Raw genomic sequence first — 14,314 nt, 5'->3', positions numbered from 1 at the left:
ACGCCTAGTCCGCCCGGCGCACCGAAATCCCGGCTCCGCTGCCCGCCACCGGGACCGGGCCGAACCAGTCGAGGCAGACGACCATCGCGTCGTCCTCCGCCTGGCCGCCGTGGCGGCGCGTCGTCAGCTCCCGCAGGACCGCGCCCGGCACGTGCGCCGCGGGCAGTTCGGCGGTCGCGGTGACCGCCTCGGCGAGTTCGCGGTCGCCGTAGCGCTCGTCGTGCGTGCCGGGCGCGTTGTAGACGCCGTCGCTGACGAACACGAACCGGTCGCCCTCCGCCGCCTGGAAGCCTTCGACCTCGTAGATGGTGCCGTCGAACGTGCCGAGCGGCAGCTGCTCGTCGAACAGGACCCGCTCGGCCTTCCCGTCCCGCAGCCGCCAGAGCCGGGGCGAGCCCGCGTCGACCACGGCCACCGAACCGGTGGCGAGGTCGAACTCCAGCAGCAGCGCGGCCACGTGCTCGGCGCCGCGGTAGTGCGCGTAGAGCGCCTGGTCGGCGAGCTCGGCCTGCGCGTCGAGCGGGATCCCGGCGCGGCGGGCGTTGCGCAGCGCGTTGATCGCGAGGTTGGTCAGCAGCGCCGCCTCGCTGCCCTCCCCCATGCCGTTGATCAGCGTGACGGCGAGCTTGCTCGCGGACGCCGACCAGTCGAAGCAGTCGCCGTAGATGGCGTAGGCGGGTTCGAGCTGGCCGCCGAGCGCGAACTCGGCGCGGGTGCAGGCGCGGCCGGGCAGCAGCTGCCACTGCATCTCCGCGGCGAGCGTCAGCCGCGAAGAGCGCCGGGCCTGGATGTAGAGGTCGGTGTCGCGGTCGGCGACGAACAGCTCGTGCGCCACGGCCTCGGCGAACCGCTCGAGCTCGGCCCAGACAGGCGGCTCGGGTTCGGCCGGGAGCGTGACCGCCAGGACGCCGAGCCGGTCCCCGCGCACGCTGACCGGCAGGTAGCCGGTGACGCCGCCGGCGGCCGGCTCGAACGTGGCCGCCTGCGCGACGAACGCCGCGCCCGGGGTGGTTCCGTCGACCGGGATCGGCTCCGAGGTGTAGGGCTGCTCGCCCACCTGGCACAGCTCGGTCAGGGCGTAGTCGGCCATCAGCAGTTCCACCGACTCGGCGCCGAAGTGCTCGCGCAGCGCCGCGCGCAAGGCCCGGGTCAGGTCGTGCGGCGGTACGTCACGGAGGAGACGCTCCACCACCAGGGATCTGTCCAACGCCTGCCTCCTGCTCACGGGTGCCGCGCGCGTCGGGCGCGGGCAAGTCTGTCGAGTCTGCGCCGCTCCGGCGTGCCGGTCTACGGCGATTCGCGTGAGCTGTGCTGCCGGTTCAGCATAGGGATGCCAGAGTGGGGGCCGTGGATCGATCCCGCGAGCAGGCCCCGGACGAGGTGGCCGATCTCGCGCGCCTGTTCGAATCGGTGCTCGAAGGCGTCCGGGACGTGTCGCCGCGGCCGCTGTCGGTGTCGCAGCTGCGCGCGGTCGTCGCGCTCGACCGCCGCGACGGGGTCAACCTGCGGGAACTGGCCGAGCTGCTCGATTCGACCCCGCCGCTGGTCAGCAGGCTGTGCGACCGGCTGGAGGCCGTGGGCTTCCTCGACCGCCTGCCCAGCGCGCGCAGCCGGCGGGAGCTGACGCTGCGGCTGTCCGACCGCGGCCGCGCCTACTTGCAGGACCTGCGGTCCCGGCGGCGGGACCGCGTCGAGGCCCTGCTGGCGAAGATGACGCCGGCCGGCCGGGCCGCGCTCGCCGCGGGCTTGGCGGAGTACCGGGCCCTCGCGGCGGAGACCCCGGATTTGCATCGCTGACACAACTGTTGTTATATGACAACAGTCAAGTCGGCGTACAGCAGAGCGCGCCCCGAACACCGGAGGAGGGCTCGGTGCTGGGCACGGACGACAGCCAGGTCCGCACAGTGGTGGCGCGCGTGCTGGCGGAGGACCGGGCCGCGCTGGCCAGGGACTGGGCCGGCCAGGAGCCGGGCGACGGGACCGGCCGGGAGCTGCGCCGCGAAGCCGTGGATCTGCTGGAAGCGCTGGGCGCCGCGATCGGCGGCACCCTCCCGGTGTCCCGGATCGTCGACCAGGATCCCGCGGTCCGCGACGCGCTGACGTCGCTTTCGGAGCGCCGGGCCCGCGCGGGTGCCGAGCCGCGGGCGACGGCCATGGCGATCCTCGCGCTCAAGCGCACGATGCTGGGTGCGATCGAGCGGCACACCGAGGACTCGGCGCTGCGCTACCGGGCCGCGTTGCTGGTCGACGAACTGCTCGACAGCGCGGGCGTGCTGACCTTCGAGGTCTACGCGGCGGGCCGGGAACGGATCATCCGCGAGCAGCACAGCCAGGTGCTCGAACTGTCCACGCCGGTCGTGCGGTTGTGGCGCCACGTCCTCGCGGTACCCCTGATCGGCACGCTCGACAGCGCCCGGACGCAGGTCGTGATGAACAGCCTCCTGGAAGCGATCCAGGCGGCCGAGGCGCGGGTGGCGATCATCGACATCACCGGCGTCCCGACCGTCGACACGGCGGTCGCGCACCACCTGCTGCAGACCGTCAGCGCCGTCCGGCTGATGGGCGCGGAGTGCGTGATCAGCGGCATCCGCCCGTCGATCGCGCAGACCATCACGCAGCTGGGCATCGACCTCTCGCACATCGTCACCCGCGGTTCCCTCGCCGACGCGCTCGCGACCGCGATGCGCCTCATCGGCGACGGCACCGCCCACCCGGGCGTGACCGGGTGAACGCCGGACTGCCCATCCTGCGGCTCGGGGACATCCTGCTCAGCGGGCTGCTGAGCGACCTGGACGACAAGACCGCCCTCGCGTTCACCGACGAGCTGACCACGCGGATCGCGAACGAGGACATCCGCGGGGTCATCATCGACATCTCCCGGCTGGAGATCGTCGACTCCTTCGTCGCCCGCGTGCTCATGCAGCTGGCCGGCACCGGGCAGCTGCTCGGGGCGCGGATGATCGTGGCGGGCATGCGCCCCGCCGTCGCGCTGACGCTCACCGAGCTCGGCCTGCAGCTGACCGGGGTCCGGACCGCGCTGAACGCGGAACAGGCGATGGAGCTGCTGGGCTGGCGCCGTCCCGTCGAGGCCGCCGAAGAGGCGCCTCATGCTTCCTGACGAGCGGACGCGCCCGCCCGCCGAGCACCCCGTCCACGTGGAGGAAGACCTCCTCACCGCCCGCCACGCCGTGCGGGCCGCCGCGGTCGACGCCGGGTTCTCGATCGTCGACCAGACGAAGATCGTCACGGCGGCCAGCGAGCTGGTCCGCAACGCCTACATCCACGGGGGTGGCGGCACGATGACCGTCAGCGTGGTGCGCGACACCGCCGGCCGGACCGGGGTGCGGCTGCGGGTCCGCGACGAGGGCCCGGGGATCGCCGACGTCGAGCAGGCGATGACCGACGGGTTCAGCACCGGCGCGGGGCTCGGGCACGGCCTCGGCGGCACCCGCCGCCTGGTCCACGACTTCGACCTCGACACCGAGCCGGGCCGCGGCACCACCGTCACGGTCGCGCGCTGGCAGCCGTGACCGCCACCGCCGCCGAGCCGACCCACCGGATCCACGTCGACCACCCCAGCGCCGCGTACGCCGCCGCCCGCGTCACCCGCGAAACCGCGCACGCGGCCGGGCTGCCGGACGTGCTCGCCGAACGCGCCGCGGTCGTGGCCGCCGAGCTCGCGGGCAACATCGACAAGCACACCACCGGCGGCTCGGTGTTCGTGCAGCGGACGCTCGCCGGGCGCGGCGTGGACGTGCTGGCCGCCGACGACGGTCCCGGCATGGCCGACCTCGACCACTGGCTGCTGGACGGCAACACGACCACCGCCACCCTCGGCACCGGCCTCGGCGCGGTGCACCGGATGGCGACCGAGTTCCGGATCACGTCCTCGCCCGCGGCCGGCACGCTCGCCGCCGCCCGCCTGCTCGCGCCCGCACCGCCCCCGCCCGGTGGTGCGGTCGGGCACTTCCGCCTGGCGCGCGAAGGCGAGCAGCACTGTGGCGACGCCGTCGCGCTGGCCGACGTCACCGGCAGCCGGACCGCCGTCGTCGCCGACGGGCTCGGCCACGGGCCCGACGCCGCCGAAGCCGCCGAAGCGGCGGTGCGCGTGTTCACGCAGAACCCGGACCGGCCGCTGCCCCACCAGCTCACGAACATGCACCGCGCGCTCCGCACGACCCGCGGCGCCGCGGTCGCGCTGGTGCGGATCGCGCCGCGGCGGCTCGAGTTCTGCGGCGTCGGCAACGTCAGCGGCGCGAGCATCGGCGGCGGCGCGTCCCGGCTGCTGCTCAGCACCCCCGGCATCGTCGGGTTCACGCTGCCCTCGGCGCCGGTCCGGCACGTGGAGCTGGCCGACGGCGACGTCGTGGTGCTGCACACCGACGGCGTCGGCACCGGGTGGCGCGTCCCCGGCCGGGTCCCGGACCTGCTGCTGCTCGCCGCCGAGCTCGCCCACCGGCACCGGAACCCGCGCGACGACGCGGCCATGCTCGCCCTGCGCGCGGCCAGGTCCGCCTGATGCGCCCGGACCTGGCCCGGATCCGGGCGCGGCTGCGCACCGCCTGCGGCGAAGCGGGCGTCGGCCCCGGCGACCGCGCGCGGCTGGTGCTCGCCGTGACCCTGCTCGCCGAACCCGCGCTCACCGCGGGCGAAACCGTCGACATCGCCACGGCGGCCTCGGACCGGCGGCTCGCCGTCACCGCGCGGCTCGACCACGCGGTGAGCCAGCACAGCCGCAACGCCTTGCCGCTGCTGCCCGAGCGGGGCGACGACGAGACGCTCACCTGGCACCTCGCCGGCGGCGGGCCCGCGGCGCCCGCCGACCCCGACGACGAGCGGGCGACGCGCGAAGAGATGCTCGCGCTGATCGCCCGCGCCGACACGCTGACGCAGGAACAGCGGCAGCTCAAGCACGAGCTGGCGGAGACCAACAGCGGCGTGCTCGCGATGTACGTCGACCTCGAGCAGCGGGACGAACAACTCCGCCGCGCGCACGCGGTCATCTTCCGCGAGCTGGAAGACGCGCTGCGCCCGCGCCCGCCCGCCGTGGCGGGCCTGGAACTGGCCGTCCACTACTCCCCGACCGACCAGGACTCCCCGACCGGCGGCGACCTCTACGACTGGTTCGTCCTGCCCGACGGCCAGGTCCACGTGACGCTGGTCGACGCGGTCGGCCACGGCGTCACCTCGACGCGGCACGCCCTGACCGTCACCCACGCGATCCGCACCCTGGCGCTGGAAGGGCACCCGTTCCCGGACCTGATCCAGCGCGCGTCCCGCACCCTGGCCGCGATCGAACCCGACCTGATGGCCACGGTCGTCCTCGCCCGCGCCGACCCGGTGACCGGCCGCACCCGCCTGGCGAACGGCGGGCACCCGGAACCGGTGCTGGTCACCGCGGACGGTGCCGCCCGGCTCCTGCCCGCCCCGGCGGTCGGCCGCGGCGTCGGCTTCCCCGACCCGGGCAGCAAGCAGCTCGTCGAGCTGGACCTCGCGCCGGGCGACACGTTGCTGCTCTACACCGACGGCCTGGTCGAGAGCCGCAAGGACATCGACGAAGGCCAGGCGCGGCTGCTGGCGCTCGCGCAGTCCCACCGCACCCACCCGGCCGCGACCCTGCCCCGCGAGCTGGTGACCCGGATGCACGACGTCGTCCGGCACGCCGACGACACCGTGGTCCTCGTCCTCCGCCGCACCACTGTCCTTTCCGGACAGTAGCCGGGGCCGTCCCGCTCCCCCGCTACTGCGGTCCGTTCGTCAGGGAAAGGTTGAAGGTGTAGCGCGACGCCCGGTAGACGTGCCAGCCGTACTCGACCACCCGGCCGGTGTCGTCGTAGGTCGTGCGCTGCATCGTGAGCAGGGCCGCCCCCGGCTCCTCGTGCAGCAGCTCGGCGTCCTCGCCGGTCGCCAGCCTCGCCCCGATGTGCTGCTCGGCGGCGTGCAGGCGGATCCCCGCCGCGCGCAGCAGCTGGTACAGGCCGCGTTCGCGCAGTTCGTCGTCGGCCGGGTCGATGATGCCGTCGGGCAGGTAGTTGTTCATCAGGGCGAGCGGTTCGCCGTCGGTGGACCGGATCCGCGTCAGGCGGCGCACGTGGGCCAGGCCGGGTGCCTCCAGCAGCTCGGCCACCTCCGCGTCGGCGTTCTCGACGCGGTTGGCCAGCACCGCCGACTCCGGCTTGCCGCCGAGCCCGGTGAGGTCGTCGAACAGGCTGCTCAGCCGCAGCGGCCGGGCGACCTTGGTGCGGACGACCTGCGTGCCGACCCCGCGCCGTCGCACGAGCAGCCCCTGGTTGACCAGCGTCTGGATCGCCTGGCGGACGGTCGGGCGCGAGAGGCGCAGGTTCGCGGCCAGGTCGACTTCGTTGCCCAGCCGGGCCCCCGCCGGCAGCCTGCCGTCCTCGATCGCGGCGTGCAGCTGCCGCGAGACCTGGAAGTACAGCGGCTCGGGGCTGCCCGGGTCCAGGACGATCTCCCGCCCGGGATCCCAGGCCGCGAACGTGACGTCCGGCTTGTCCATCCCCGGATGCTACCGCCTCGGCGTCCACTGTAGGGATGACGTGTTGTCCATATGTCTTGACAAAGTCCTGGGACGCTGGAATCGTCGATCACGGACCGACCGGGTCCCGCGAAGCTGGGGGTGGAACTGTGACCGACGTGCTGCGGCGGATCGTCGCGCAACGCGTGCATGACCCGGGCGCGATCGCCGAGGCGGCCGCGAACCGGGTGCGGGCCGGGTCGCCGTTCAACGACAAGGGCCGCACGATGATCATCGCCGCGGACCACCCCGCCCGCGGCGCGAACGCGGTGGGCGGCAACCCGACGGCGATGGCCGACCGCGGCGAGCTCCTCGAGCGGCTGTGCCTCGCGCTGGAGCGCCCCGGCGTCACCGGCGTGCTCGCCACCGCGGACGTCATCGACGACCTGCTGCTGCTCGGCGTACTGGACGGCAAGACGGTGATCGGCTCGATGAACCGCACCGGGCTGGCCGGGTCGAGCTTCGAGATCGACGACCGCTTCGCTTGCTACGACGCCGAAGCGATCGAGCGGATGCGCTTCGACGGCGGCAAGGCGCTGACCCGGATCTGCCTCGACGACCCGGCGACGCCGGCCGTCCTGGAGAACACCGCGCGGGCGGTCGACGACCTGGCCGACCGCAAGCTGATCGCGCTGGTCGAGCCGTTCCTGTCGGTCTGGGCCGACGGGCGCCTGCGCAACGACCTCTCCCCCGACGCCGTGATCAAGTCGATCACGATCGCCGCCGGTCTCGGCCGCTCGTCGGCCTACACCTGGCTCAAGCTGCCGGTGGTGGACGAAATGGAGCGGGTACTGGCGTCCTCGACGCTGCCCGCCGTCCTCCTCGGCGGCGAGGTCAAGGACGCCGACGCGGCCTTCGCGGCGTGGCAGCGGGCACTCGCGCTACCGACCGTGCAGGGCCTGGTCGTCGGGCGATCGCTGCTCTACCCGCACGACGGGGACGTCGCCAAGGCGGTCGACACCGCGGTGGGGCTGCTGTGAACCGCACGGCCGGTTAGCCGCACTCGATACCCGAACTCAAGCCGCGGCCCACCCGGCCCGGCGGCACCACCTGGAGGAGCAGGCGTGAACACCATCGAGCACTGGATCAACGGCACCACCACACCCGCGGGCTCGACCCGCACCGCCCCCGTCCACAACCCCGCCACCGGCCACCAGCAAGCCACCGTGCTGCTGGCTGAACCGTCCGATGTGGACACCGCCGTCGCCGCCGCGGCCAAGGCCTTCGAGTCCTGGGGCGAGTCCTCCCTGTCCCAGCGCACCAAAGTCATGTTCGCCTTCCGCGAGCTGCTCGTACAACACGAAGACGAACTCGCGAAGATCGTCTCGGCCGAGCACGGCAAAGTCATCGACGACGCCCGCGGCGAAATCGTGCGTGGCCGCGAAGTCGTCGAATACGCCTGCGGCATCGCCGACGCCCTCAAAGGCAGCTTCTCCGACCAGGTCTCCCGCGACGTCGACGTCCACGACTTCCGCCAGCCCCTCGGCGTGGTCGCCGGGATCACCCCCTTCAACTTCCCGGTCATGGTCCCGCTGTGGATGCACCCCATCGCCATCGCCACCGGCAACACCGTCATCCTCAAACCCAGCGAACGCGACCCCTCCGCCGCCAGCTACGTCGCCCGCCTCTACACCGAAGCCGGCCTGCCCGACGGAGTCTTCAACGTCGTGCACGGCGACAAAACCACCGTCGACGCGATCCTCGACCACCCCGACATCGCCGCCGTGTCGTTCGTCGGCTCCACTCCCATCGCCCGATACGTCCACGAGCGCGCCACCGCCACCGGCAAACGCGTCCAAGCCCTCGGCGGGGCGAAAAACCACGCCGTGGTCCTGCCCGATGCCGACCTGGACTACGCCGCCAACCACCTCACCGCGGCCGCGTTCGGCTCAGCCGGGCAACGCTGCATGGCCATCTCCGTCGGCGTCGCCGTCGGCACAGCCGGGGACCGGCTGGTGGAGATCCTGGAACGCAAGGCCCGCGAGGTGCAGGTCGGCCCCGGCTCGGATCCGGGCAGTGACATGGGCCCGGTCGTCACCGCCGCCGCCCGCGACCGCGTCATCCACTCGGTCACCCGCGGCGCGGAGCAGGGCGCCACGGTGGTGGTCGACGGCCGCGACCTGCACGTCGCCGGACACGAAGACGGCTTCTTCGTCGGACCGTCCCTGCTGGACCACGTGACCACGGACATGGACGCCTACCGGGAGGAAATCTTCGGCCCGGTCCTGGCGATCGTGCGCGTGGAGACGGTGGAGGAGGCGATCGCGGTCATCAATTCCAACCCCTACGGCAACGGCACCGCGATCTTCACCGGCAGTGGTGAGGCAGCACGGAAGTTCCAGCGCGAGGTCAAGGTCGGCATGATCGGGGTGAACGTCCCGGTCCCGGTCCCGATGTCGTATTACTCCTTCGGCGGCTGGAAAGACTCCCTGATCGGCGACAGCCCCATCCACGGCCCGGCGGGGGTGCGGTTCTACACCCGCGCCAAGGTCGTCACCACCCGCTGGCCCCATACGGAGGCGGGCTTCAACTTCCCCACCTCCAGCTAGCCCCACCGGTAACCGGAATACTCATCTCCGGTTTCCGGTACGGTGGACGGCGGCACCGACGAAGGAGGCCGCCGTGGGATACCGAGGCCCGCTCCCGAAGAACGCCGTGGCTCGCGTCAACACCTGCGTGGGCTCACTGCGGACGTCACCGCGCTGGGGCCGCCTGGTCCGCCGCCACCTGACCCAGGTCACCTACACCGGCCGCCGGTCAGGCCGCACCTTCACCACCCCGGTCGGCTACCGCCGCACGGGCAACACCGTCACGATCGGAGTCCGCCTACCGGACGCAAAATCCTGGTGGCGCAACTTCACCGGCGACGGCGCCCCGCTGTCCCTCGAACTCGACGACACCGACCGCACCGGCCACGCCATCGCCCACCGCGACGAAAAAGGCCGCGTCACGGTGACCGTCCAGCTGGACGAAACCGCCTAGCGGACCACGCCGTGCCCCACCAAACCGCCACCACCCACCAAACCCGCCACGCCGCCGACCCCGCATCACACCAAGTCGGCACCGCCCCACGAACTCACCCACCGGCCCGCTCCACCCCACAAGGAACCGGCGCCACCCAACGAACCAACCGCGCGGCCCACCCCTCACCACAACGAACCGGCACCGCCCCACGAACCCACCGCGCGGCCCAGCCCGCACCGCACCAAGTCGACGCCACCCCGCAAGCTCACCCACCGGCCCGCCCGGCACCAACGCACCCCGTCGTCACCCAGCAAACCCACCCGGCACCAAAACAGTCCGGCGCCACCCACCAAACCCGCCTAGCGAGCCATCCCGTGCCACAGCAGGTCGGCCAGGCTGGCCGCCTCTCCCCGCCAGTCGCCGCCCGGGTCGAGCAGCAGCAATCCGGCCAGGCCGCGCAGCACCACCACCGGGTCGAGGCCGGGCCGCACCGTTCCCGCCGCCGCGTTCGCCTCGAGCAGGCCCGCCATCGCGCCGATCATGGCCTCGTACGCACTCGCCGGCAGTTCGCCGCGCGAGGCCGTCGCGCGGCGCAGGGCGTCGGCGAGTCCCTTCTTCGTCATCATGTAGTGCGCCAGGTGGTCGGTGACCCACACCCGGAACGCCTCGTCCGGCCCGTGCTTCTCCAGCAGCACCGGCACGATGTCCACGATGTGCCGCACCTCGCGCTGGTAGACCGCCAGGATCAGCGCCTCCGGCGTCGGGAAGTGCCGGTACACCGTGCCGACGCCGACCTCGGCCTGCTTCGCGATCGCGTTGAACGAGACCTCGCCCGTCCGGGCCAGCGACTCCCCGGCCGCGACGAGGATGCGCTCGTGGTTGCGCCGGGTGTCCGCGCGCCGGGGACTGACCGAGCCCGTCGTCATCGTCCCTCCCGTTCCTCGTTCCGTCCGCCGAATCTAACCCAGACCTGGAGCAACTCCAGCGTGACCGCTTCGTTGCGAAGCGGATTGTAATCCGCTAGCCTCGCGAACAGGTGAAGCGGATGACTATCCGCTCCCTTGATCGCCGCCACCACCACCGTCCGGAACGGCTCCGGGCGAGCTGCGGAAAGAGACCTGTGGACATCTCACTCGAAGTCAACGGCAGTACCGAACACCTCACCGTCGATCCGGGCGTGACACTCCTGGACGCGCTGCGCGAGCGCCTCGACGTCACCGGCCCCAAGAAGGGCTGCGACCGCGGCCAGTGCGGCGCCTGCACGGTGCACGTCGGCGGGCGGCCCGTGCTGTCGTGCCTGACCCTCGCCGCCACCGTCACGGAGCCGGTCACCACCGTCGAAGGACTGTCCACAGCGGACGAGCTGCACCCGGTGCAGCAGGCGTTCGTGGACCAGGACGCGCTGCAGTGCGGGTTCTGCACCGCCGGGCAGATCATGTCGGCGGTCGCCGCCGTCGAGCAGGGCGTCGAGGACGTGCGGGAGTTCATGTCCGGCAACCTCTGCCGGTGCGCCGCCTACCCGAACATCGTCAAGGCCGTCGAGCAGGCGAGGAGCGCCGATGCGTCCCTTTGAGCTGACCGCGCCCACCTCCGTCGAAGCGGCGCTCGCGACCCCCGGCACCTTCCTCGCCGGCGGCACGACGCTCGTCGACCTCATGAAGCTCGACGTCCTCACGCCCGAGCACGTCCTCGACATCAACCAGGTCCCGCTGCGCGGCATCGACACGAGCGACGGCCTGCGCTTCGGCGCGCTGGAGCGGATGAGCGCCATCGCCGCGCACCCGCAGGTGTACCCGGCGATCTCGCGGGCCCTGCTGCTCAGCGCGTCCCAGCAGCTGCGGAACATGGCCAGCATCGGCGGGAACCTGCTGCAGCGCACGCGCTGCTCGTACTTCCGCGACGTCGCCTCGCCGTGCAACAAGCGCGTGCCCGGCAGCGGCTGCCCGGCGCTCACGAGCGCGAACCGGATGCACGCGATCCTCGGCACCAGCGACTCGTGCGCCGCGACGCACGCCAGTGACGTCGCGGTCGCCCTGGTCGCGCTCGACGCACGTGTGAAGCTGGCCGACGCCGAAGGCACGCGCGAAGTCGCCCTGCGCGACTTCTACCAGCTGCCCGGCGACACCCCCGCGCTCGAGAACGACCTGCGGCCGGGCGAGCTCATCACCGAGGTGGTCGTGCCCCGGCTGGACTGGGCGGCGAACTCCACCTACGTCAAGGTGCGCGACCGCCAGTCCTACGAGTTCGCGCTGTGCTCGGCCGCCGTCGCGCTGGACGTGCGGGACGGCGTCGTCGCCGACGCGCGCGTCGCGGCCGGCGGCGTGGGCACCGTGCCGTGGCACCTGCCGTCCGTCGAAGCGGCCCTGCGCGGCCGCCCGGCCACCCAGGCCACCTTCGAAGAAGCCGCCGCCGTCGCGGCCGAGGGCGCCGAACCGTTGTCCGACAACGGGTACAAGGTGCCGCTGCTCAAGCGCACCCTCGTCCGCGCACTGCTCGAACTGACCGAGGAGAGCTCCCGATGATCACCCGGCTGGACGCGCCGCTGAAGGTCACCGGCCGGGCCAAGTACGGCGCCGACCACCACTTCCCCGGCATGGCCTACGGCTACGTCGTGCTCAGCACGATCGCCCACGGCGAGATCGAGGCCATGGACTTCTCCGCGGCGCGGGAAGCGCCCGGCGTGCTCGGCGTGTACTCGCCGTTCGACGCGCTGGAGATGCGCACGGCCACGTCGCCGCTGTTCGGCGACACGTGGGTGCCGCTGCAGGACAAGGAAGTCACCTACTACGGCCAGCCGATCGGCTTCGTCGTCGCGGAGACGTTCGAGCAGGCCCGCGACGCGGCGTCGCTGGTGAACGTCGCCTACCGCCCGTTGCCGGCCAAGACGTCGCTGACCGAAGGCCTCGCCACGGCCGAAGACGCGCCGCCGGCCCGGGACGGCGCGCCGCCGACGCTGGAGGTCCTCGCCGACGGCGTCGAATCCATCGAAGACGCGTTCGCCGCTAGCCCGGTCGTCGTCGAGGCTACCTACACCACGGCGACGCAGAACCACGCCGCGATGGAGCCGCACTCCGCGGTCGCGGTGTGGGACAACGGCGAGCTGACCGTCTACAGCGGGAACCAGGCGTCGAACCTGCAGGCGATGGAGCTGGCCAGCGCCCTGGAACTGGAGCTGGAAGCCGTCCACTGCGTGAACCCGTTCGTCGGCGGCGCGTTCGGCGGCAAGGGCCGGACGTCCGCGCCGGCGTTCCTGGCCGCCGCGGCGGCCCGGGCCCTCGACCGCCCGGTGAAGGCCGCGCTCACCCGCGAGCAGGTCTTCACCGCGACCGCCGGCCGGGCCGCGACGGTCCAGACCATCAAGCTCGGCGCCGAACGGGACGGCTCGCTCGTCGCGCTCAGCCACGACTCGTGGTGCAGCACCGACACCGCCCGCTCGTTCGTCGAGCCGACGTCGCACGGCACCTCGCGCGAGTGGTACGCCACGCAGAACCTGGCCATCAGCCAGAAGATCGTGCCGCTGAACATCCCGCCGACGACGTTCATGCGCGCCCCCGGCGAGGCACCCGGCTCGTTCGCGCTGGAAAGCGCGATCGACGAACTCGCCGTCGCGCTGGGCATGGACCCGATCGAGCTGCGCATCCGCAACAACTCGACCGCCCCGCCCGGCAAGGACCTGCAGTGGTCGAGCAAGCACCTCGACGAGTGCTTCCGCATCGGCGCGCAGCGCTTCGGCTGGGCGCACCGCCCGCCGGGCACGCGCACCGAAGGCGACTGGCTCGTCGGCACGGGCGTCGCCACCGCGATGTTCCCGGCGCTGCGGTTCCCGGCCACGGTCGGCATCACGCTGCGCGCGGACGACACCGCCGACGTCGCCACCAGCGGCGCGGACCCCGGCACCGGCCTGCTGACCGTGCTCTCCCTGGTGGGCGCGGAATCGCTCGACATCCCGGCCGACCGGATCACGCCGCGGCTCGGCGACTCGGCGCTGCCGCCGGGCGGCCTGTCCGGCGGTTCGACGGCGACGGCGAGCGCGGGCACGGCGATCATGATCGCCGCGGTCAAGGCCATCGACGAGCTCGTGGCGCTCGCCGCCGATCCCGGTGCGCCGTTCGAAGGCCACGAAGTCACCTACGCCGACGGCAAGGTGTTCGCGGACGGCCGCAGCATGACCTTCGGCGAGCTGTTGCGCGCCGTGGGCCGCGAGTCGCTCGAAGTGACCGGCTCGTCGGCACCGGGTGAGGAGCTCACGAAGCACTCGTTCAGTTCGTGGGGCGCCCAGTTCTGCGAGGTCCGGGTGCACAAGCTGACGCGCGAAGCCCGGGTCTCGCGGCTGCTCGGCGTGTTCGACTCGGGCCGGATCATCAACGACAAGGCGGCCCGCAGCCAGATCATGGGCGGCATGATCTGGGGCGTCTCGGCGGCGCTGCACGAGGGTCTGGAGATCGAGGCGAACGGCCGGCTCGCCAACGGCGACTTCGCGAGCTACCTGCTCCCGGTCAACGCCGACATCCCGGAGGTCGACGTCCACTTCGTCGAGTACCCGGACACCCTGCACAACGCCGTCGGCGCGCGGGGTCTCGGCGAGATCGGCACGGTCGGCATGGCGGCGGCGGTGGCCAACGCCGTGTACAACGCCACCGGCACGCGGGTCCGGCACATCCCGATCACCATCGAGGACCTCCTCGAAGACTGACCGGGGGGCGGGGCACCCGCGGGTGCCCCGCCCCGCCGTTACCCATCCGCGACAACAGCGGGGACGATCGCCCATGACGGCGACCCGTCAGCGGTCCTAGGCTGTCGGGACTCCTCCTCCGG

The 14,314-nt window shown here is 72.6% G+C and carries 15 protein-coding genes; 12 read left to right on the top strand and 3 right to left on the bottom strand.

The genetic code is table 11. From position 1 onward, the window contains the following. Positions 1 to 4 precede the first annotated feature (4 nt). A complete protein-coding gene (locus AB5J73_RS29120; protein ID WP_370961856.1) occupies positions 5 to 1,207 on the bottom strand; it encodes a PP2C family protein-serine/threonine phosphatase in 1,203 nt (400 codons plus the stop codon). Between the two features lie 131 nt (positions 1,208 to 1,338). Here AB5J73_RS29120 and AB5J73_RS29115 point away from each other — a divergent pair, with 131 nt between their 5' ends. From AB5J73_RS29115 to AB5J73_RS29090, 6 genes are all read left to right on the top strand, one after another. Further along, positions 1,339 to 1,797, top strand: a complete 459-nt coding sequence (locus tag AB5J73_RS29115) for a MarR family transcriptional regulator (RefSeq protein WP_370961855.1) — start codon at positions 1,339 to 1,341, stop codon at positions 1,795 to 1,797. A 74-nt stretch (positions 1,798 to 1,871) separates the two neighbouring features. Continuing rightward, the gene (locus AB5J73_RS29110; RefSeq protein WP_370961854.1) at positions 1,872 to 2,729 is read left to right on the top strand and encodes an STAS domain-containing protein; all 858 of its coding nucleotides are present in this window, start codon (positions 1,872 to 1,874) and stop codon (positions 2,727 to 2,729) included. After that, positions 2,726 to 3,118: an STAS domain-containing protein gene (locus AB5J73_RS29105; protein ID WP_370961853.1), complete on the top strand. Its 393-nt coding sequence runs from the start codon at positions 2,726 to 2,728 to the stop codon at positions 3,116 to 3,118. Before AB5J73_RS29110 ends, AB5J73_RS29105 begins: the two co-directional genes overlap by 4 nt. Then, positions 3,108 to 3,530, top strand: coding sequence for an ATP-binding protein (locus tag AB5J73_RS29100; protein ID WP_370961852.1), 423 nt, complete (start codon positions 3,108 to 3,110; stop codon positions 3,528 to 3,530). Before AB5J73_RS29105 ends, AB5J73_RS29100 begins: the two co-directional genes overlap by 11 nt. After that, positions 3,527 to 4,519, top strand: coding sequence for a SpoIIE family protein phosphatase (locus AB5J73_RS29095; RefSeq protein WP_370961851.1), 993 nt, complete (start codon positions 3,527 to 3,529; stop codon positions 4,517 to 4,519). Before AB5J73_RS29100 ends, AB5J73_RS29095 begins: the two co-directional genes overlap by 4 nt. After that, on the top strand, positions 4,519 to 5,718 hold the full coding sequence (locus AB5J73_RS29090) for a PP2C family protein-serine/threonine phosphatase (protein WP_370961850.1): 1,200 nt from the start codon (positions 4,519 to 4,521) through the stop codon (positions 5,716 to 5,718). The genes AB5J73_RS29095 and AB5J73_RS29090 overlap by 1 nt, the downstream gene beginning before the upstream one ends. 22 nt (positions 5,719 to 5,740) lie before the next feature. Here the strand turns inward: AB5J73_RS29090 and AB5J73_RS29085 are convergent, their stop codons facing one another. After that, a complete protein-coding gene (locus AB5J73_RS29085) occupies positions 5,741 to 6,517 on the bottom strand; it encodes a GntR family transcriptional regulator (protein ID WP_370961849.1) in 777 nt (258 codons plus the stop codon). Between the two features lie 128 nt (positions 6,518 to 6,645). Between AB5J73_RS29085 and AB5J73_RS29080 the strand changes: the two genes are divergently transcribed. From AB5J73_RS29080 to AB5J73_RS29070, 3 genes are all read left to right on the top strand, one after another. Beyond that, positions 6,646 to 7,515 carry an aldolase gene (locus AB5J73_RS29080; protein WP_370961848.1) on the top strand — a complete coding sequence of 290 codons (870 nt, stop codon included), beginning with the start codon at positions 6,646 to 6,648 and terminating at the stop codon, positions 7,513 to 7,515. An 84-nt stretch (positions 7,516 to 7,599) separates the two neighbouring features. Further along, positions 7,600 to 9,084, top strand: coding sequence for a CoA-acylating methylmalonate-semialdehyde dehydrogenase (locus AB5J73_RS29075; protein ID WP_370961847.1), 1,485 nt, complete (start codon positions 7,600 to 7,602; stop codon positions 9,082 to 9,084). Between the two features lie 73 nt (positions 9,085 to 9,157). After that, entirely contained in the window at positions 9,158 to 9,517 is a 360-nt protein-coding gene (locus AB5J73_RS29070; protein ID WP_370961846.1) for a hypothetical protein, read from the top strand. A gap of 341 nt (positions 9,518 to 9,858) precedes the next feature. Here AB5J73_RS29070 and AB5J73_RS29065 read toward each other — a convergent pair whose 3' ends face one another. Then, positions 9,859 to 10,425, bottom strand: coding sequence for a TetR/AcrR family transcriptional regulator (locus AB5J73_RS29065; RefSeq protein ID WP_370961845.1), 567 nt, complete (start codon positions 10,423 to 10,425; stop codon positions 9,859 to 9,861). A gap of 194 nt (positions 10,426 to 10,619) precedes the next feature. Between AB5J73_RS29065 and AB5J73_RS29060 the strand changes: the two genes are divergently transcribed. Genes AB5J73_RS29060 through AB5J73_RS29050 form a run of 3 tightly spaced genes read left to right on the top strand, consistent with a single transcriptional unit; the run spans position 10,620 to position 14,192 of the window. Further along, positions 10,620 to 11,072, top strand: coding sequence for a (2Fe-2S)-binding protein (locus tag AB5J73_RS29060; protein WP_370961844.1), 453 nt, complete (start codon positions 10,620 to 10,622; stop codon positions 11,070 to 11,072). Further along, positions 11,059 to 12,021 carry a xanthine dehydrogenase family protein subunit M gene (locus AB5J73_RS29055; protein ID WP_370961843.1) on the top strand — a complete coding sequence of 321 codons (963 nt, stop codon included), beginning with the start codon at positions 11,059 to 11,061 and terminating at the stop codon, positions 12,019 to 12,021. The genes AB5J73_RS29060 and AB5J73_RS29055 overlap by 14 nt, the downstream gene beginning before the upstream one ends. Continuing rightward, complete coding sequence (locus AB5J73_RS29050) at positions 12,018 to 14,192, top strand: xanthine dehydrogenase family protein molybdopterin-binding subunit (protein WP_370961842.1); 2,175 nt, start codon at positions 12,018 to 12,020, stop codon at positions 14,190 to 14,192. Before AB5J73_RS29055 ends, AB5J73_RS29050 begins: the two co-directional genes overlap by 4 nt. The last annotated feature ends 122 nt before the right edge of the window (positions 14,193 to 14,314 follow it).

Origin of the sequence: Amycolatopsis sp. cg9 (assembly GCF_041346945.1) — a bacterium.
Taxonomy (GTDB): Bacteria; Actinomycetota; Actinomycetes; order Mycobacteriales; family Pseudonocardiaceae; genus Amycolatopsis.
The sequence above is the reverse complement of the archived record's forward strand: the minus strand, read 5'-3'. Positions and strand labels throughout refer to the sequence as shown.